Source organism: Mesorhizobium sp. M0060 (assembly GCF_040323155.1).
GTDB lineage: Bacteria > Pseudomonadota > Alphaproteobacteria > Rhizobiales > Rhizobiaceae > Mesorhizobium.
This window is the reverse complement of sequence record NZ_JAMYUP010000017.1, coordinates 46,330-65,516: the sequence shown is the minus strand read 5'-3', so window position 1 is coordinate 65,516 and position 19,187 is coordinate 46,330. Positions and strand designations below refer to the sequence as shown.

General features: G+C 60.3%; 14 protein-coding genes. 2 read left to right on the top strand and 12 right to left on the bottom strand.

The genetic code is table 11. The features are described 5' to 3' along the window. Positions 1 to 55: 55 nt before the first annotated feature. The 4 genes from NKJ94_RS18120 to NKJ94_RS18105 are packed head-to-tail and all read right to left on the bottom strand — an operon-like array spanning position 56 to position 3,182. Positions 56 to 229: a hypothetical protein gene (locus NKJ94_RS18120; RefSeq protein WP_352526885.1), complete on the bottom strand. Its 174-nt coding sequence runs from the start codon at positions 227 to 229 to the stop codon at positions 56 to 58. After that, the gene (locus NKJ94_RS18115; RefSeq protein WP_352526884.1) at positions 213 to 1,640 is read right to left on the bottom strand and encodes a mercuric reductase; all 1,428 of its coding nucleotides are present in this window, start codon (positions 1,638 to 1,640) and stop codon (positions 213 to 215) included. The genes NKJ94_RS18120 and NKJ94_RS18115 overlap by 17 nt, the downstream gene beginning before the upstream one ends. Beyond that, on the bottom strand, positions 1,627 to 2,748 hold the full coding sequence (locus tag NKJ94_RS18110) for a sulfite oxidase (protein ID WP_352526883.1): 1,122 nt from the start codon (positions 2,746 to 2,748) through the stop codon (positions 1,627 to 1,629). Before NKJ94_RS18110 ends, NKJ94_RS18115 begins: the two co-directional genes overlap by 14 nt. Before the next feature lie 5 nt (positions 2,749 to 2,753). Beyond that, positions 2,754 to 3,182, bottom strand: a complete 429-nt coding sequence (locus NKJ94_RS18105; protein WP_352526882.1) for a YidH family protein — start codon at positions 3,180 to 3,182, stop codon at positions 2,754 to 2,756. A gap of 582 nt (positions 3,183 to 3,764) precedes the next feature. Here NKJ94_RS18105 and NKJ94_RS18100 point away from each other — a divergent pair. Beyond that, positions 3,765 to 9,266 carry a trifunctional serine/threonine-protein kinase/ATP-binding protein/sensor histidine kinase gene (locus tag NKJ94_RS18100; RefSeq protein WP_352526947.1) on the top strand — a complete coding sequence of 1,834 codons (5,502 nt, stop codon included), beginning with the start codon at positions 3,765 to 3,767 and terminating at the stop codon, positions 9,264 to 9,266. 242 nt (positions 9,267 to 9,508) lie between these two features. Here the strand turns inward: NKJ94_RS18100 and NKJ94_RS18095 are convergent, their stop codons facing one another. The 8 genes from NKJ94_RS18095 to NKJ94_RS18060 all read right to left on the bottom strand — a co-directional run bounded on the left by NKJ94_RS18095 (position 9,509) and on the right by NKJ94_RS18060 (position 17,898). Next, on the bottom strand, positions 9,509 to 10,480 hold the full coding sequence (locus NKJ94_RS18095) for a DUF6963 family protein (protein WP_352526881.1): 972 nt from the start codon (positions 10,478 to 10,480) through the stop codon (positions 9,509 to 9,511). A 1-nt stretch (position 10,481) separates the two neighbouring features. After that, positions 10,482 to 11,318 (bottom strand): carbohydrate ABC transporter permease, encoded by an 837-nt coding sequence (locus NKJ94_RS18090; RefSeq protein WP_352526880.1) that lies wholly within the window; start codon positions 11,316 to 11,318, stop codon positions 10,482 to 10,484. Between the two features lie 47 nt (positions 11,319 to 11,365). Continuing rightward, positions 11,366 to 12,115: a carbohydrate ABC transporter permease gene (locus NKJ94_RS18085; RefSeq protein WP_352526879.1), complete on the bottom strand. Its 750-nt coding sequence runs from the start codon at positions 12,113 to 12,115 to the stop codon at positions 11,366 to 11,368. A 215-nt stretch (positions 12,116 to 12,330) separates the two neighbouring features. Continuing rightward, positions 12,331 to 13,440 (bottom strand): ABC transporter ATP-binding protein, encoded by a 1,110-nt coding sequence (locus tag NKJ94_RS18080; RefSeq protein WP_352526878.1) that lies wholly within the window; start codon positions 13,438 to 13,440, stop codon positions 12,331 to 12,333. A 15-nt stretch (positions 13,441 to 13,455) separates the two neighbouring features. After that, the gene (locus NKJ94_RS18075) at positions 13,456 to 14,859 is read right to left on the bottom strand and encodes an ABC transporter substrate-binding protein (protein WP_352526877.1); all 1,404 of its coding nucleotides are present in this window, start codon (positions 14,857 to 14,859) and stop codon (positions 13,456 to 13,458) included. 340 nt (positions 14,860 to 15,199) lie between these two features. After that, positions 15,200 to 17,068 carry a potassium transporter Kup gene (locus NKJ94_RS18070; RefSeq protein WP_352526876.1) on the bottom strand — a complete coding sequence of 623 codons (1,869 nt, stop codon included), beginning with the start codon at positions 17,066 to 17,068 and terminating at the stop codon, positions 15,200 to 15,202. A gap of 30 nt (positions 17,069 to 17,098) precedes the next feature. Next, positions 17,099 to 17,236 (bottom strand): hypothetical protein, encoded by a 138-nt coding sequence (locus NKJ94_RS18065; RefSeq protein ID WP_352526875.1) that lies wholly within the window; start codon positions 17,234 to 17,236, stop codon positions 17,099 to 17,101. 446 nt (positions 17,237 to 17,682) lie between these two features. Next, positions 17,683 to 17,898: a hypothetical protein gene (locus NKJ94_RS18060; RefSeq protein ID WP_352526874.1), complete on the bottom strand. Its 216-nt coding sequence runs from the start codon at positions 17,896 to 17,898 to the stop codon at positions 17,683 to 17,685. Between the two features lie 341 nt (positions 17,899 to 18,239). On the opposite strand from NKJ94_RS18060, the gene cyoA reads away from it, so the two are divergent. After that, positions 18,240 to 19,187 carry a ubiquinol oxidase subunit II gene (gene cyoA / locus NKJ94_RS18055; protein ID WP_352526873.1) on the top strand — a complete coding sequence of 316 codons (948 nt, stop codon included), beginning with the start codon at positions 18,240 to 18,242 and terminating at the stop codon, positions 19,185 to 19,187.

The following is a 19,187-nucleotide window of genomic DNA, read 5'->3' as shown; positions in this document are numbered from 1 at the left end:
CCGAGAAGGAGCGCCATATGATCTCGGAACGCATCAAGGCGCCGGCTGATGTGGATCAGCGCGTCGCGAGATAACTAACAAATCCGGCCGCGGCCCTTGTCAGTGGCTGCGTCCAGCGCCGCTTGCGGCCAGTTCGTATGACACCAGGAGACTCCTGCAGCGAGAAGGCCGAAGGCTGTCCATACTTTTCGAAGCGCAGGGCTTCATGGCCATCATTGGCGTTCTCCATGCAATTTTCCGGACACTTCCTGCATGGCCGGAACGCCGGCCAACAGGACACTGAGGCCTTCGGCCATCGTCGGGTGAGTCAAAATTGCATCGCGTAGTCCAGTGTACGCAAGGCCGGCCAGCATGGCGCTCTGCACGGCTGCGATAACCTCTCCGGCGCCGGCGCCGAGCATCGTGAAGCCAAGAATGCGATCGCTATGCGCGTCGATGAGCGCCTTCATGAAACCACGCGTCTCGCCGGTGGTCCGGGCTCGAAGAACCGAGTTCATGGAGAGGCGCGCCACTCGGATTGCAATCCCGCGGCGCTTCGCCTCTGCCTCGCCGAACCCAACCCGCCCCAGTTCGGGATCGATGAACATGCAGTAGGGGATCAGTCGATCGCGAGTCGTCCGCGAACCTCCCGCCAGATTGCCGCGCACGACCCGGAAATCGTCGAATGCCACATGGGTGAATTGCGGGCTCCCGGCACACTCGCCCATCGCCCAAACCGCGGGCGCCGTAGTCTCCAGGCGTTCGTTCACCTTGACGTAGCCCCGCAGGTCCAATTCGACTCCAGCGCTCTCGAGACCGATGGCGCGCGTATTAGGCGTGCGTCCTGCGGCGACGAGCAGATCGCTTCCATCGATCTCTCGTTCGCCGGCCGGCGTGCGCAGCCGAACTTTTACTTGGACACCAGATCGACCGTTTACGGCCTCGATCGCAGCATTCAGCACCACGTCAATGCCGTCATCCGCAAAAATTCCGCGGACGGAATCGGCGACGTCGGGGTCCTCTCGGGCGATGAGCTGCGGGGCTTGTTCAATCACGGTTACTCGGCTGCCGAAGCGCCGAAAAGCCTGCGCCATCTCGAGGCCGACATAGCCGCCGCCGAGCACGATCAGATGCGCGGGAAGCCGATCGAGATCAAGCGCCTCGACGTGAGTCAGCGGAGCAGCGTCGGCCAGCCCGGGAATATCGGGGACGGCTGCGCGCGTGCCGAGATCAAGAAAGACGCGCTCGCCCTCAAGATGCCGTATCCCACCCTGCGTCTGCCGGACTTCGATAGTCCTGGGCGCAACGAAACGACCCTCGCCGAGAATGAATTCGAGGCCGTCAGCCGCAAACCGCGCCTTGTGGATCGCGATCAAGCCATCGACCAATTCACGCTTGCGTTGTTGCACGCCGGCCATGTCCAAGGTCCAGGGACCAATGTGCAATCCGAAAGTTTCGGCATGGCGAACGAGTTCCACAACCTTCGCGCTATGAATCACGTTCTTGCTGGGCAAGCAGGCAATGTTGGGACATGAACCACCGATCAGTCCCTTTTCGACCACGGCGACGCGTTGCCCCAATCGCGCCAACTCCCAAGCGATGTACTTGCCGGCCTCTCCACCGCCCAACACGACATTCTGGAAGCGCTCAAGACTGCTCATCAGAATCGTCCACGAATACTTCAATCGGGAGAGGGTGATTGATCACGTAGACACCGTAGTTCCGGTCGTGCTCGTTGGGTTGGAACACGCCGCTCGCGTCCCTGGCGCGGGCCAGCAGCGTATATTGCCCCGGTTTTTTCGGTGTAAGCCAATCGAATTTCCAACGTCGCCACGCATGCCGCCGCACAGGATCCACGAACTGCGCCTCGGCCCAGGTTCGGCCACCATCGGTGCTCACTGCGATGTCGGCCACATCGGTCTCGCCTGTCCATGCAGCACCGGAAATTGTGTAGATCCGGTTCGGGACCAGCGTTTCGTAAACACGCGGTCGTGCGATCTCGGACTTGAGCTGCATTTCGCCCAACGGCCGCCGCACGGGCTTCCCGTCCATCGAAGCCCAGTAGGCATAATCCGATGTCTGCCAGTAACCGTGAAACGGCTCACATACGGCCTGGATGCGCATCAGCCACTTGACGGAAGCCATTCCATAATGACCGGGTACAATTGCGCGCACCGGATACCCGTGGTCCGGCGGCAGATCACGACCGTTCATCTGGTAGGCAATCAGGACTTCCGGTTGAACTGCTTTGGCTCGTGGCAAGCTCCAGGCGTAGGAAATCGGATCCGGGGGCAGGGGCTCTTCCTTGGGTGTTCCGCAATCCGCCCCTTCGAACAGGATCTCGCAAACATCTTCCTCCATGCCGGCACGCTCCAGCAATGCTCGCAGGGGCACACCGGTCCATTCGGCATTGCTGACCGCACCGAGTTCCCATTGTGCTCCTTGCACCTGCGGGACGAGAAAGACCCGGCTATTGCCCGCGCATTCCAAAGTCGCGATCCGGGTCTCGCATGGCATGCTTCGCAACTCGTCGTAGCTCAATGTGAATGGATGCCTGACAGCACCATCGACGCGTAGTTGATAAGAGGCGCCGTCCAGGGCTGGTGTCGGAAAATGACTTCGTATGTAGAACAGCTCCGTCGGGGTGAGGTACGAGTCGATCCTATCGAAGGGAGCCTCCAGATTCTTTGGGTCCTTTTGTCGGATTGTGAGACCGGCCGAAAAGGACAGACCCGTATTGTCGACGTAATGCTTTTTTGAACCGTCCATTATCGTCACCTTATAGACTGCTGATCAGGCGTGCAGTGCTTCCGGCGGCAGCCCTGAGCCAAAGTCAGGTGAATCGTCATGGCCATGCCAAGCAACGCCAGGAACAGAGCCACAATCACGCCTTGCCTGGAGAGGGAGCGGTTCGCGAATTGACCGCTGCTCATTTCATCAACCAATCGAACATAACGCCATGCGAAGAGATTCACGACTGCGCCGATCGCGACAAGCGCCGTTCCGAACCAAAGTGAGGGCCCGTGCGGGGCCACGCCCGACGCGGATTGTGTGATGTGGGGCTGGTCGGCAAACAGCTCGAAATGCGCCACCACGAGCCCGAAACCCATCAAAGCGATGCCGGTGCGAATCCAGGCGAGAAACGTTCGCTCTTGCGCGAGATAAACCCGCAGGTCAGTCACAGGCTTCGACGTGATATCCATTTCGCCTCCAGACGATTCGCAGGCACGCGTCGCAGGTCATCGGGGCAGGACGCGCCGCTCCTGGCAATGTACTCCGCATACCGGAAATGACTTGGGCTCCATTGCTCTCATCGTGCCGATTTTGCGTCTTAAGCGGCCGCTTTAGATTCCCGACTCTCGAGAGATGGGTCGCCGTTTCGACCCGCGCGCCCAAGAGGCGGCGTGCACCAGCCTATTGCCGATGCCGATACGACCGCTTCGATTCCCAGGGGGCCGTGACAGGCGGGGATCCTGCCGACGATCGGGCAACACCCCGTCAATCGGTTGCCGTCCACCAACTGTGTGAAGACTGATGGCTGCGAAAGGCCTGGTGCTCGGCAAGGGAAGACGCCCCGAAGAGGTGAGCACCCTCTGCACTGACCGGGCACGGATCAGCCGGCATATCCGCATGCTCGTCCAGGCAGATCAACAAGCAGCTATCGCCTGGCTTGCTGATTGCCTGTCTCTATGAATGTGTTAGTTTTCCCGATGCACGGCGACAACGAGCCTGTCAGCGGAGCGCTGCAGTTGGAATCGCTTCGGTTAGGCGCTGAGGGAGGCGATATCCCCCAGGTATGGGAGGATGGCGAACGCCTCTTCCGCCGGCGTTGGCGCTTGGATGCTGACGGTAACCGCAGCGCAGTTCTGGTCGTGCAATTCGCCGCGGCGCACCCGCCACCGGCCAGTCTCGCTCGGCTCGTCCACGAATATGGGTTGAGGGACGAACTGGATAGCTCGTGGGCGGTGAAACCGCTGGGGCTTGGGTCCGAGCGCGGGCGCAGCATGCTGGTGCTCGAGGATCCCGGCGGCGAGCCGCTCGACCGCCTGCTCGGCATTCCAATGGAGGTGGGACGCTTCCTGGCCCTCGCCATCGGCATTGCCGTGGCGGTGGGCAAGCTCCACCAACGCGGCCTCATCCATAGGGATATCAAGCCGGCCAATATCGTGGTGAACTGCGCGGACGAACAGGTGCGGCTCACCGGATTCGGCCTCGCCTCGCGTCTGCAGCGCGAACGCCAATCGGTCCGGCCTCCGGAAACCATTGCCGGCACGCTTGCCTATATGGCGCCTGAGCAGACCGGTCGGATGAATCGCTCGGTCGATTCCCGCAGTGACCTCTACTCACTTGGCGCGACGCTTTACCAGATTCTGACCAGCCATCTCCTGTTTGACGCAGCCGATCCGATGGAGTGGGTCCACTGCCACATAGCAAGCAAGCCAGTGCCCCCCGGCAAGCGGCGCAAGGAGATCCCTGGCGCCATCTCCGCAGTCATTATGAAGCTGCTCGCCAAGACCCCCGAGGACCGCTATCAAAGCGCGGTTGGCCTGGAGATCGACCTCCGGCACTGCCTTGCTGCCTGGGAGGCCGAGCGCCGGATCGATGCCTTCCCGTTGGGGGAACACGACACGCCAGGCCGCCTTCTCATTCCCGAGAAACTCTATGGGAGAGTGGATGAGGTCGATGCCTTGCTCGCCGCCTTCGATCGCATCGTCAAGGGCGGCGCGCCTGAGTTGGTGCTGGTTTCCGGATATTCAGGCATCGGCAAATCCTCGCTCGTCAATGAACTGCACAGGGTATTGGTACAGCCGCGTGGGCTCTTCGCATCAGGGAAGTTCGATCAGTACAAACGCGACATCCCCTACTCGACGCTGGTGCAGGCTTTTCAGAACATTGTGCGACCTCTTCTCGCCAAGAGCGACACCGAGTTGGCGGGTTGGCGCGATGCCCTTCTGGAGGCGCTTGGGCCGAACGGACGGCTGATGGTCGATCTGATCCCCGAACTGAAGTTCATCATCGGCGAACAGCCGCCCGTCTCGGAGCTTGAGCCGCAACAGGCACAAAAACGCTTTCAGCTCGTGTTTCGGCGACTTATCGGTGTCTTCGCAAGACCTGAACATCCGCTGGCACTCTTTCTCGATGATTTGCAATGGCTCGATGCTGCGACGTTGGATTTGCTCGAGGATCTGCTGACCAGGCCGGATGTCCGGCACTTGATGCTGATCGGCGCCTACCGGGACAATGAAGTGGATTTCGCCCACCCGCTTATGCGGAGGCTCGAAGCCATCCGCAAAGCTGGCGCGATAGTGCAGGATATTGTTCTTGCACCGCTGGTGCGTGAAGACCTTGAGCAGTTGATTGCTGATTCAATCCGCTGCGAATTCGAACACTCCGCCCCATTGGCCCAACTGGTGCACGAGAAAACGAGTGGCAACCCGTTCTTTGCCATTCAGTTCTTGTCAACCTTGGCCGAAGATGGACTGCTCACGTTCGATCAGGGCGAGGCGCGGTGGTGTTGGGACCTCGATCGCATTCATGCCAGGGGTTACACCGACAATGTGGTTGATCTCATGGTCGGCAAGTTGCATCGGCTGCCCGTCGAAACCCGGAACGCTTTGCAACAGCTTGCCTGCATAGGAAACAGCGCGGAGTTCGGGTTGCTCGGGATGTTGTATCGGGGCTCGACGGAGAATATGCACGGCGACCTTTGGGAAGCGGTCCGGACGGACCTTGTGTTCCGCTCGGAGGCTGCCTACAGGTTCCTTCATGACCGCGTCCAGGAAGCCGCCTATTCATTGATTCCTGAAGACTCGCGCGCGGCTGCCCATCTGCGGATCGGCAGGCTGCTGGCGGCGAACACGCCGCCGGTAAAGCGAGAGGAGGCGATCTTCGAGATCGTCAATCAGCTGAATCGCGGTGCCGCACTGATCAACTCGAAGGACGAGCGCGAGCGGCTTGCCGAGCTCAATCTGATCGCGGGCAAGCGCGCGAAGGCGTCTACCGCGTATGCCTCGGCTCTCATTTATCTCGCCGGCGGCGCGGCGCTGCTGGCGGAAGACTCGTGGACGCGCCTGCCCGAACTCACCTTCGCGCTCGAGTTGAACCGGGCCGAATGCGAGTTCCAGACCGGAGCGCTGACGCAAGCCGAGCAGCGACTGACGGCTCTGTCGGCCCGCGCCGCGACGACGGTCGAACGCGCCAGCATCACTTGCCTGCTGGCTGATCTGTACACGAGCCTCGACCAGGGCAGCCGCGCGGCCGCTGTCAGTCTCGACTACCTGCGATATCTGGGTGGGGAGTGGCCGCGGCATCCCACAGCGGAGGACGTACACCGCGAGTACCAGCGGATCTGGTCGACGCTTGCAGACCGCCAGATCGAGGCGCTCGCGGATTTGCCTTTGATGAGCGACCCGGCATCTCTCGCTACGATCGATGTTCTGACCAGACTTTCGGCGCCCGCCTGGTACATGGATGCGAACCTGGCTTCCCTGATCATCTGTCGAATTGTCAATCTCAGCCTCGAGGGCGGCAACAGTGCGGGCTCGTGCTACGCTTACGTGGTGCTTGGCCTGGTCGCCGGATGGCGCTTCGGCGACTACAAGGCCGGGTTTCGATTCGGCCGGCTGGGCTGTGACCTTGTGGAACAGCACGGGCTGAAGGATTTTCAGGCCAGGGCCTACGTGATCTTCGGAAGCGTTGTCCTGCCGTGGACGAGACATGTCCGCACTGGCCGCGATCTGGTACGTCGCGCGTTCGACGCGGCCAGCAAGATCGGCGACCTCACTTTTGCCGGGTACTGCTGCAACCACCTGAACACGAACCTTCTGGCTGCAGGCGATCCGCTCGATGAGATCCAGGCGGAAGCCGAGCGTGGTCTCGCCTTTACACAGAAGATCCGGTTCGGTCTTGCCCTTGATGCCATCGTCGCGCAGCTCGGGCTTGTCCGGACCCTTCGTGGCTTGACGCCGAAGTTCGGCTGCTTTGACGAGGACCAGGTTTCCGAGCTTGAGATGGAGCGCCGCTTCTCCGCCAACCCGGATCTGAAGGGGCCTGAAAGCATGTACTGGCCCCGCAAGCTGCAAGCGCGCTTCTTTGCAGGCGACTATGCGGCCGGCCTCGAGGCGGCGGAGCGGATGCGACGGGTTATCTCGTCGACACCGTCGCACTTCGAAACGGCGGAGTGTGAGTTTTACGGTGCTCTCGTCCAGGCGGCATCCTGGGATTCCGCAGCGGCCAGCGAGCGCCGGCAGCATGCCGAAGCGCTCGGCGCGCACCACCGACAGCTTGAAATCTGGGCTGAGCACTGCCCGGAGAATTTCGAGAATCGCGCCGCGCTGGTCGGCGCCGAGATCGCTCGCATAGAGGGCCGCGATGCCGACGCGATGCGCCTCTATGAACAGGCCATCTCCTCGGCTCGCTCAAACGGCTTCGTTCACAACGAGGCGATCGCCTATGAGCGCGCTTCCGCCTTCTATCGGGCGCGTGGCTTTGACCAGTTCGCCGAACTCTACCTGCGCAACGCCCGCTACAGCTATCTGCGCTGGGGAGCCCATGGCAAGGTGCGGCAGCTCGATGAATTGTATCCGCGCCTCAGAACGGAAGAGCCGGCACCTGCTCCCACGAGCACGATCGGCGCGGCGCCGGTCGAACACCTCGACCTGGCGACCGTGATCAAGGTGTCGCAAACAGTGTCGGGCGAGATGGTTTTCGAGAAACTGCTCGACACGCTCATGCGCACCGCCATCGCGCATGCGGGTGCCGAGCGCGGCCTGCTCGTTGATGCGCGCGGGGCTGAACCAAGGACCGCAGCGGAAGCCACGACCAGCGGCAACACCGTTCTCGTGCAGCTGCGCGACGAGCCCGTAGCCGCGGACGTCCTCCCGGAATCGGTTCTGCACTATGTCCTTCGCACCGGGGAGAACGTAACTGTCGAGGATGCCATGGTTCACCCCGAGCTTGCGGCGGATCCCTATGTCCGTCAGCGCCACGCGCGGTCCATTCTCTGCCTCCCCTTGGTCACCCAGGCCAAGCTGATAGGCGTGCTCTACCTCGAGAACAACCTGGCTCCCCGCGTCTTCGCGCCAGGTCGCATTGCGGTGCTGAAGCTACTCGCCGCGCAGGCTGCAATCTCGCTTGAGAACAGCCGTTTGTACCGTGATCTGGCGGAGCGCGAGGCGAAGATCCGGCACCTTGTCGACGCCAACATCATCGGCATCTACGTCGCGGATTTCGAAGGTCAGATTCTTGAGGCCAATGGCGCATTTCTCCGCATCGTGGGATGCGATCGCGAGGATCTCGTCGCAGGTCGCCTGCACCGCGACGACCTGACGCCACCGGAATGGCGCGACCGTACTGCGCAGGCGCTGTCCGAGCTGAAGACGACCGGAACAATCCAACCCTACGAGAAGGAATACTTCCGTAAAGACGGCAGCCGCGTCCCAATCCTGCTCGGCGCGGCAGCCTTCGATGAAACCGAGTACCAGGGTGTCACATTCGTGCTCGACTTGACCGAGCGCAAGCGGGCGGAAGCCGAGGCACGCGAGAGCGAGCGCCGCTACCGCGAGGTGCAGATGGAGCTAGCGCACGCGAACCGCGTCGCAACCATGGGCGAGCTGACGGCCTCGATCGCCCATGATGTGAACCAGCCCATTGCCGCGACAGTCATCAACGCTCAGACGGGGCTGCGTATTCTCGCTGGCCAGACGCCGGATCTGGAGGAGGTGCGCCAGGTGCTCGCCAGCATCGTTAAGGATGGCAATCGAGCGGGCGAGGTCATCGGTCGGATCCGTGCCCTCATCAAGAGGGCGCCGGCACGGAACGATCGCCTGGAGATCAACGAAACGATCCTTGAGGTTGTCGCGCTGACCCATGCCGAAATTGTGAAGAATGGTGTTGCAGTGCAGACGGAACTCGCGGATGGCCTGCCGCCCATTCAAGGAGATCGGGTCGAACTGCAGCAGGTGATCTTGAACTTGATCATCAACGCCGTCGAGGCAATGAGCAACGCCGGCGAGGGGGCCCGGGAATTGCTGATCAGCACCGGGCAAGCCGAGTTGGGCGGTGTGCTCGTCTCAGTGCGCGATTCGGGTCCAGGGTTGGCTCCATCGAAGATCGAGCGCCTCTTCCAGGCCTTCTACACAACGAAGCCAAGCGGTTTGGGCCTGGGGCTGTCGATCTGCCGTTCTATCATCGAAGAGCGGGGCGGACGATTGTGGGCAAGCGCAAACGCGCCCCACGGCGCCATCTTTCAATTCACGTTGCCTGCCCTTCCAGATATTGCGGCGTGACTGAAACGCTCGGGACTTTCGCTTGCCGATTGCTGCCGTCTTTATTATTGGTCGCCAGTTGCAACAATGCCGCGCGGACTGCGAAAGATCATCCTCGAGCGACCCCTTTCCAACTCACAAAGCTGCCCGCGTAAAATAACAGCCGATCGAGCCTGTTCCATCCCGATGGAAAAATCTGGATGGGCTCTAATTTGTTGTTTGACCATGATTTTATCCGAAAACCGGTTCCCACTTTTTCGGGATCATGGTCCTAGTCCCGCATGTTCTATTAAGCCGCTCCGATAGCCGAATGAAATGAACTTTTTGCCGCCCATTGAAGCAAGCTTACCGTCCTGAAAGGTGATTATCGTCTCCAACATAGTATGACCGATGAGCTTGCCAGCCTTGTAGACCGGCGATCCGAGATAGATGCCTGTGCAGATCCGCCGGCCGGTGAGGACTTCGAGCTCGTTTGTGGTTACGTGGGTCGCTACGCCATTCGCGTCACAGTAGATCGCCGTTGCCCTGCCGGCGATCACAGGTATACCGGCGTCGACCGTGATCTGCCCGTCCGGCTTCAACATTGGCATTGGCAGCATCGTATCGAGTGCGATCTCGGTGACCAGCCCAGCAAGGGCCGTACGCGGTCGGATCGCATTGTAGAAAACGACTACGGAAGCACCCTCCCTTGACGCACGCGCCTCGGCAAGATCGGGGCGGCGAAGGACCCGCGCCGAGTTGCGTCCATAAACCTGCCCATTGCGGTCAATGGCGATCAGGCCGGCGTCGACCTCGGGATTGCGATCCATGACGGTATCCACGGCCACCTGTGCCGGCTGCCCTCCTTTCATCAGGTCGAGAACCTGCTGATTGACCGCGATCCCGTCAACCCCGCTCGCTATCGGCATGCGATGGCCGGTAACGAGGCCAGCCAGAGGGTCGGCACTCAGGAACTTCTCAGGCTCCGGCCTGTCCGGGCCACTGGAGATGACGGCGGCGCGGGTGGCGGCCGCAACCTGCGGCGGCGGGTCGGTACCGGTGATCTCACCCTCGATGAAGAGCGTCGACGTGCCGCCGCGCTGCGTTTCGTGGCGCAGGAGCTTGCCATCCACGGTGATCGCAGCGAAAGTCGCGAAGCCGCCGATGCTGCCGCTGCCAACGCGCTCGACCGCGCGCAAGGTGCGATAGATGGCCAAGCCAGCATTTGGCCCGCAGGCGGCGATACCGATGGTCATTTCAGTTGCCTTCTAACGTCATTGGATCGGCGACGTTGAGCCGGGTGATGTAACGCTGGACTAGCAAAGCAAGGATGAGCGGCGGGATTGTGGAAAGGACGCTGCCTGCAGCGAACAGCGTCATGCCGAGATTGGCACCTCCGCTCGGCATGGTTGGCGAAAATGCGAGCAGGGCGGGAGATAACGTCTGCTTCGCCGTACCCCCAGTGAGAACGACTGCGAACAGCAGCTCGTTCCAGGCGGTCAGGAATGCGATCACAAAGGCGGCCGCAATTCCAGGCAACGCCATTGGGATGGTAATATGCCAAAGCGCCCGCAGGCGACCGCAGCCGTCAATGCGGGCAGCGCGTTCGATCTCGATCGGCAAGCTCGCAAAATAGCCCATCAACACCCAGGTCAACAGGGGCACGACCGCTGTCAGGTAGGTGACGATCAGGCCGAGATAGGTGCCGACGAGGTGAAGGGCTGAAAGGATCACGAAATAAGGGATGAGGACCGCGATGGGCGGTAGCAGCCGGACGGAGAGCAGTGCAAAGAGGAGCGTGTTCTTGAAGGAGAAGCGATAGCGGCCGAATCCATAGCCGCCGATGATCGCCATGGCGGTTCCGATGACCGCCACCGGGATCGCAACGATGGCACTGTTGAGGAACCCGCTCGCGACCGCCTCCGGCTGTCCGCCGAAAACATCATTGATCGTTGCGATCCCCATGATGGCCTCGTAATTGGCGAAGCCCATTCCACTCGGCCATTGCAACAAGCCGCCGTTGACAAGCGCATTGAATGGCATCAGCGAAGCCCACACCAGCGCGAGGATAGGGATAAATGTCCATGCGATCACCAGCGCTATGCTGACCCAAAGGATTGCATACTCGCCAGCGGTTTTTCTCATGACAACATCGCCTCTCCTGGGGCCGGCATTCCGGATCGTGCTTCTTCGCCCGCTGCGGCGTCAGCAATTCTTGCCAGTCGTCGGCGGCGCATCAGGACGAAGAAATAGAGTGTGGTGATGATCATCCCGACCGCAACCAGGATATAGCTGGCGGCAGCTGCAAGTCCGTAGCGCGAGAACTCGAAGGTGTAACGGAAGATCAGCATTGGAAAGGTCTGCGAGGCGGTGCCCGGGCCGCCGCGGGTCATCGCGAAGAGCAGGTCGAAGCTGCGGAATGCTTCCACCGTGACCGCCACGAGGACGACCATCACGGTTGGGCGCAGATGCGGCAGCGTAACGTGAATGAAACGCTTGAACGCAGATGCGCGATCGATCCGAGCCGCCTGATAGAGGCTGTCGGGCACCGTTTGCAGTGCCGCGAGAAAGAAGAAGGCGCCGAGCGGCGTAATGTGCCAGACAAAGGCAATTGCCACCCAGTAAAGAGCGGTAGTCTCGTTGACCCAGGCATGGTTGGCCTTCACCAGTCCAAGCGAGTGCATGACGCCGGTCAGCGCACCGAATGTTGGATTGTTGATAAAAATCCAGGCCGTCGCGGTCACCACTTCGGAGATCGCCCAGGGAAGCAGGATAGCGGCACGCAAGAAACGGCGCCCCGGGAAATCCTCGTTGAGGACAAGGGCAATGCCGAGTCCGAGAGGGAGCGAGGCGCAGGCCACTACGGCCGTGAATTTGAGGCTCAGCAGCATCGCCGCGATTGCCTCGGAGCTGGTGAGGATTTGCCGATAGTGGTTGAATCCAATGAATTCCTGTGTGCGTAGGATCACGTCGCGATCGTGAAAGCTGATCCATGCGGCGTAGATGAGCGGCAAGATGAAGATGACGGCATTGAACAGGACCAGACTGGCGACGATCCTGAGGGCGAAGCGCGAATCGGATTGCGCAAGCGATTTCAAGCTGCGGCTTACCATCGTAGATCGTTCGGGAAGATACGGTCACCGGTGCTGTCGAACAGATAGATGTCTGCCGGCGAGGTGTTTAGCGAGATCGCGTCGCCGACCCGGAAACGCGTGTCGGGACGGGCTCTGACTTTGATGAGTTCGGCGCTTTCGCCGCCATAGGTAACGTGAAGAAACTGATCCGAGCCGAGCGGCTCGACGGCGTAGACCCGTCCCATTCCATGCAGAGGCAGACCGCGGGGTTCAATCGACAATCCTTCCGGCCGTATACCAAGCGTGAGCATCCCCGGACGCGCCTGCGCCGCGGGGCTCATGCCTGCTTCGAAGGGTATGGTGATGCCCGATCCCTGGAACGCAAGACTACCCGCGGACTCAACCCACCGTCCGGCGATCAGATTCATGCTCGGACTGCCGATGAATCGCGCTACGCCAGTATTGGCGGGCAGTTGGTAGACCTCGTCCGGAGTCCCGTATTGCCGAAGCTTGCCGCCGTCCATGACCGCAATCCGATCGGCCAATGTGAGTGCCTCGACCTGATCATGAGTGACATAGATGAAGGTCGAGTCGAGCCGCTCGTGAAGCTTCTTGATTTCAACGCGCATTTCGCCGCGCAGCTTGGCGTCGAGCGCCGATAGCGGTTCGTCGAACAGGAAGACGAGGGGGTCGCGCACCGCGGCGCGGCCAAGGGCCACACGCTGTCGCTGGCCCCCCGAAAGCTCATGCGGGCGTCGGTTGAGCAATTCGCCGATGCGCAACAGTTTCGCCGCGGCGCGCACGCGCTCATCGATCTCTGTTCGACCAACCCTGGCCATGCGCAGCGGAAAGGCAATATTTTCGTACACCGTCTTGTACGGGTAAAGCGCGATGTTCTGGAAAACCATCGCAACATTGCGCTTCTCGGGCGGGACGTGCTCGATCGCACGGCCGTCGAAGAGGATTTGGCCGCTCGTCGGTGCATCCACTCCGGCAATCAGGTTCAGGGTCGTGGTCTTGCCACAGCCCGACGGCCCCAGTAGCACAACGAATTCCTTGTCGGCGACCTCGAGGTCAAGCGAATCGATTGCGGTCGTCTCGCGATAGCGACGGCAAAGTTGTCGGAGAGCCACTGCTGTCATACGCTGGGCAAGGGGTTATTGTTTGGCATATTTGGATCGGAGGGTTTCCCAGCTTTCCTTGGTGGCGAGCACAACATCCTTCGGAGACGCTGTACCCTTGAGGAGCAGTTCATCCTCTATCATTTGCTGCGTCCCGACCTCCCATTCCTGGTGCCAGCCGGCCTTGAGCTGGTTGCCGGCGATGGCCTTCTGCCTTCCTTCAAACAGCCATTTGTAGTTCTCGTTGGCCAGCGGGGGATACATCCACTTCGTTATCGCCTGCTTTACCTCCGGATCGTCGTAGACTTCGGGGAAGGGCACTTGCAAATTGGCCAGGGTCGCCCAAGCCTTGTGCATCCGCAACTTATGGTTCTTGTCACGCCAGCTAAATGATTTCATGAGGTCAAAGGCTGCCTCGAGCTCGGCGTCCGTGCGCGGCGAGTTGCTCATGACATGCAGGGCATGGCCGACCAGCGTGGTCCCGTGTGTCGAGCCGGGCATAACGGGATTCATGTTGAAGTATGGCGCAAAGTCGCTGTTCTTCGGGTCGGAATAGGCGAAGCTGTTGTAGTCCGATTGGTAGTGGAAGGCATGCAGCCCCTTCATCCATGAACTGGCCATCTGGGGCTCCTGCCAGGTCAGGATGGCTCGCGGCACGAGGTCCTCATCCCACCACCGTTTCCAATCCGAGAGAACCTTCAGGATCGGAGTATCGAGGCCGAACGTCGATTTCATGTCATCGTCAACCAGCCGTTCCCCTTCCGAGGCGCAGTGAGCATAGAGTGCCCATGGGGTGCCGGTCCAGGACTTGAACCAGGTCGGCAGGATAGGGTTTTCGACGATACCCTTCTTCTTGAGATCGACTGCCTGCTTGTAGATATCGTCCCAGGTCTGCGGATAGTCGCTGCGGTTGGCTGTCGCGTCGTAACCACCCGATGCGAGAACCTTTTCATTGCGGAACATGCAATAAGGCCCGCCATTGTAGTAGGTCAGGCCGATGCGCTTGTGGTCCGGCCACGACAGGGCGTCGGCGCCGATACCTGGGAACTCCTCCTTTTTTATCTTGTCGAGGTCCGGCATGTCGTCGATCGGTCGAATCCACTGGGCGGCGAACCAACGGGATGCCTGCCCGCGCTGAGCACGGAACAGATCGAGACGCGTGCCAGAGACAAGCTTGGTCTCCATAACTGCGGCGTAGTCGCCCGAAGTCGGCTGGAGATTGACCTTGATCCCGTATTGCTCGGTAAAGAGCCGGGCATTTTCAGCGATGATCTCGTCACCAAACGGCCAGAAAGTGTAATTGAGTTCAATATCATCGGCGACCGCTGGAAAAGGAGTGAGGCCGGTGGTGCTCGCGACCGCGAAGCCGCCCAAGGACAGGTTCCTGATGAATTTCCGTCGGTTGAGGCACGCGCCGTGAGGCGCCATGCTGCTGCTCATCTGATGATCTCCTCCACTATATCTGGTTGTCAGGCCCCTATTCGCTGGCGACGAACCTCGCGTCCCTCCCTTTGTCTGGCATCTTCTGATCGCCTCTTTTCATCCTGAACCAGTGTCCTCCAGCCATGACGCCGCGTCAATTGTTGGAGCTAAAAGGCGTATCTGGCTGGCCTCTTGCAGGTTTGGTCGACGCTCGCGAGAGGCAACACGAGCCGTTGTCGGTCATTACGGGCTCGACCTCGACGCTCAAGGTTCAGCAGTACCCCCCGCCGGGTGCCGTAGGCGAGGTGAATTCAATCCGCCAGGCAAGGTGATGCGGCGAATCCCTACCTACGCAGGGTCAAACTGGAATTTGCCGGCCAATTTCAACAAGCCGGTCGTTGGGCACTTTCAGATAGTCGCTCATCCGCGCCGAGTTGCGACTCATGGCAGCGAATGGCTCCCTTTGCCATGATGGCAGGCCTCGGCCATCCTCGCGGGGGACAATGCTCGTGCGGCCGACGTAGTAGGTGACGTCGGTCAGATCGATTGCGCGGTCCGCCGCCATGCAGGATGCAAGAAGCTTTGGAACGTCCGGTATTTCCATGAAACCATACCTGGCTTCGACAAGCCAAAAATTGGGAACTTCCTGCATGACGGTGAAGCGATCTGCTTCTGCAACCCGTGGCACGGATAGAATAGACCAGCGCAGTACGAGCACTCGTTCTTGCAGGGCGCGATTAAGTTGCACATGCCAGAGCATGACGGGTGGCACACCTTTGGCGGAAAGCGTCAAGAATACTGCTGTACCAGGCACGCGCGCCACTGTACCGGATTGTAATTCCGCGAGGAATCTGTCGGTCGGAATCAGCGTTTTCTGGACGCTGTTGTGCAAAGCTGTCGTACCGCGGTGCCAGATCCACATGATTGCATAGACCGCTAGGGCCATCGCAAGGGGTACATAACCGCCTTGGAAAAACTTGGTCATGTTGGCTGCAAAGAATGCGCTGTCGACGATCAAAAACAGTCCGGCAACGGCGCCGGCAGTAACGAGGCTCCACTGCCAGATCTCGCGCATGGCAATGAACAACAGAACGGAGGTCATCAGCATTGTCATTGACACGGCAATGCCATAGGCAGCGGCGAGATTGTCGGATTTGCCGAAGCCTATGGTAAGGGTCACGGTGGCAATCATCAGCAACCAATTCACAGCGCCGACATAGATCTGGCCAAAGCCTTCAGCCGATGTCTGCCTGACGTTGAAGCGCGGCATCCACCCGAACTGAATTGCCTGGCGTGTCATGGAAAAGGCACCAGTGATGATCGATTGGCTGGCAATGATCGTCGCGACGGTTGCCAGGACAATCAGAGGAGTCAGCAGCGCTGGCGGGCAGAGACTATAGAAAATACTGCCGTCGGTTGGCGAGCCATTCAAAACAATGGCGGCTTGGCCGATATAGTTGAGAACGAGGCTTGGAAAAACCACGAAGTTCCAGGCGAGCCGGATCGGCACAGGACCAAAATGGCCCATATCGGCGTAAAGCGCTTCGGCACCCGTGACGCAAAGAAACACGCCGCCAAGAACGAGGAAGCCAGCCAATCCAGTTGAAGCGAGATACTCCAGCCCGCGGTAGGGGTTGATTGCCACGAGAACGCCGGGATACTGCAAGATGCCGTAGACACCCATGGCGGCCATCACGCCAAACCAGATCAGCATGACCGGTCCAAAGCTCTTGCCAATCCGGGTTGTTCCCAGCGGCTGAAGGGCGAACAAGGCGACCAAGATGGCAACCGCGCCATAAAGCACCCATGGCGTCAAGCCAGGCGTCACGTGTTCAACGCCTTCAAGCGCCGAGAGAACCGAAATGGCTGGCGTGATCGCACCGTCACCGTAGATCAGCGCTGCGCCAAACAGGCCTGCTGCGACGATGACAGGGCGGTTCTGCTTCTTCACGCCGAGCAACGACATCAAAGCCAGGATGCCGCCTTCACCATCGTTGTCGACGCGCATAGCGAAATTGACGTATTTGACGGTGGTAATGATGATGAGTGTCCACAGGATCAAGGAAACCGACCCCAGGATGGCCATTGCGTCGGGCTTGCCACCGGTCAGGGCAAGGACGGTCTTGAACGTATAAAGCGGGCTGGTTCCGATATCACCGAAAACGATGCCCAGAGCCGCAAGACCGAGTACTGGGATGCCAGCTTTGGCGGTGACTTTTTCGGACAATCGAGATCCCTTCCAGATCGTGTTCCTTCATCAACCCCCGCGCGGCAGCAAGGACGCCCCGGCTGCGCTCTCCATCCCACCACCGACCCCGGCCAGGCCGGCCGCACCGCCGACAATACCGACTCCCATCATGGTGAGCGCAACGCGACGTCCAGGTTCAATGTCCATGACGTTTCCTCTTGGAGACCGTCTCCACACGCCGTCGCCGTCGGGTTGCACTTATGATGCTGCCCTCATCCAAACAGCGGATAAATCAGTGATCGGCTTCGAACTGTCAGCTCATGTGAATGAAGTGCCGCCATCCATTTTACCGTGGTGAGCGCGCTATCAATTTTTCACAACGAGCCGGCCCTGACTTTTTCAAAATTGCGGCGAACAGCTGAGTCCTGCGGCAATGCACCGAACGCGCCAAGACTGCTGCTTCGCGGATCCTCGCGGGCCGGATGTCGGCAAAGGAAGCAAGGAACGCCTTTAGCGGGCTCCGCCTCAAGGACAACTATACGTCGACTGGTCACCGGTATCCCACGGGATGGGTTCCGCTGGTGGAAGTCGCGCTGACGACGCCGCTCGATGGGCCGGACGCGGGTTCACCGCAGGGACCATCAATCCGGGCGTCATCTGGGTGAGAAGCAATTCCAGTTCGGACTGGAGGGGATCGTGCCGATCAACTCGCGCTCGGGTGAGGCCTTGGCGTCAGCGCCAAGATCCACTTCTACTACCTCGGCAATATCTTTCCCAACAGCATCATCGGCAAGCCATTCTTCGACTGAAAAACACGGCGAAGCCGCTCTGCCGATATATGTCGGTGGAGCGCCCTTCGCTGCCTTCAAGAGGTTCTCGACACATGAAGAGGACGGGAGATGGCGGCAGAGATCGCGCGGATGGCGGCAGCGGCCTTGGCTTATCGCCGAAGATCCAGGCCCCCGATTGAATCTCTCCAGTACATCGAGCAGGGAAGATTGGTTAGGTTCGATCGCCATCCGGGCCAACCCGTTTTGCCACTAATTCCTCCGAGTCTCCAACTTGCCGTAACGTCCGTGATCGTGCTCCAGCGCAAATCAGCACCAATCGCCGCAAACCCGACAAAGCGTTTGCCCCGCTCCACGCGTAGCGTCGCTGCGTTGATGAGCCAGCAACCTGCCAGGCTCACAATGGTGAGGAGTGCGCGGTGATGCCTACCGGACCAGACGGACTGCCAGGCGGCAAAGGGTCTTCGCGTCGACGATCGACGATCGCCAAGGTTGCGCTTTCCGCTGTCGTCGTGGCGCCGACCGTCCTGACGGCATGTCAGCCGGCCGTCCTCGACCCGAAAGGGGTGGTCGGGATTGCAGACAAGACGATCCTGATCGATTCGCTCGCGATCATGCTGGCTATCGTGGTGCCGACGATCGCCGCGACCTTTGCCTTCGCCTGGTGGTATCGAGCTTCCAACACGAAAGCGACATACCTGCCGGATTGGGAGTATTCGGGTCGCATCGAATTCATCGTCTGGGCCATTCCGATCCTTGTGATCATGCTCCTGGGCGGCGTGGCCTGGATCGGATCGCACGACCTCGATCCCGCGAAACCGCTGGCATCGAACACGCCACCGCTGGAGGTCCAGGCCGTTGCGCTGGATTGGAAATGGCTCTTCATCTACCCGCATCAGCGTGTCGCGAGCGTCAACCAGCTTGTGGTTCCCGCCGGTACACCCATCCATTTCTCGCTGACGTCAGCGAGCGTCATGAACGCATTCTTCGTACCGCAACTCGGCAGCATGATCTACACGATGAACGGCATGACAACGCAGCTGAACCTGCGCGCGGATGCACCAGGCACTTTCCGCGGCCTTTCGAGCCACTATAGCGGCGATGGTTTCTCGGACATGCATTTCGACGTGCGGGCGGTGCCGGCGGAGCAGTTCGCTGCCTGGATCGATGCGACGCGCAGCACCGGGCCAAGCCTCGACGCCGAGAGCTACGCGGCCTTGGCCAGGCAAAGCGTGAACGCCACCCCTTTCACCTTCGGTGAGGCCGATCCTGACCTCTTCGAGCAGATCGTCACGCAGCAATTGCCACCTGGACCTGGCCCGCAGACCGGCCGGCCCAACCCGAGCGTATCCCCACGGACGGAGCACTAA

What these genes read in the sequence shown, in the direction of transcription:
- NKJ94_RS18120 (WP_352526885.1), bottom strand. Translation starts at nt 229, where the DNA reads ATGGAGAACGCCAATGATGGCCATGAAGCCCTGCGCTTCGAAAAGTAT.
- NKJ94_RS18115 (WP_352526884.1), bottom strand. Translation starts at nt 1,640, where the DNA reads ATGAGCAGTCTTGAGCGCTTCCAGAATGTCGTGTTGGGCGGTGGAGAG.
- NKJ94_RS18110 (WP_352526883.1), bottom strand. Translation starts at nt 2,748, where the DNA reads ATGGACGGTTCAAAAAAGCATTACGTCGACAATACGGGTCTGTCCTTT.
- NKJ94_RS18105 (WP_352526882.1), bottom strand. Translation starts at nt 3,182, where the DNA reads ATGGATATCACGTCGAAGCCTGTGACTGACCTGCGGGTTTATCTCGCG.
- NKJ94_RS18095 (WP_352526881.1), bottom strand. Translation starts at nt 10,480, where the DNA reads ATGACCATCGGTATCGCCGCCTGCGGGCCAAATGCTGGCTTGGCCATC.
- NKJ94_RS18085 (WP_352526879.1), bottom strand. Translation starts at nt 12,115, where the DNA reads ATGCTGCTGAGCCTCAAATTCACGGCCGTAGTGGCCTGCGCCTCGCTC.
- NKJ94_RS18080 (WP_352526878.1), bottom strand. Translation starts at nt 13,440, where the DNA reads ATGACAGCAGTGGCTCTCCGACAACTTTGCCGTCGCTATCGCGAGACG.
- NKJ94_RS18075 (WP_352526877.1), bottom strand. Translation starts at nt 14,859, where the DNA reads ATGAGCAGCAGCATGGCGCCTCACGGCGCGTGCCTCAACCGACGGAAA.
- NKJ94_RS18065 (WP_352526875.1), bottom strand. Translation starts at nt 17,236, where the DNA reads ATGGACATTGAACCTGGACGTCGCGTTGCGCTCACCATGATGGGAGTC.
- cyoA (WP_352526873.1), top strand. Translation starts at nt 18,240, where the DNA reads ATGCCTACCGGACCAGACGGACTGCCAGGCGGCAAAGGGTCTTCGCGT.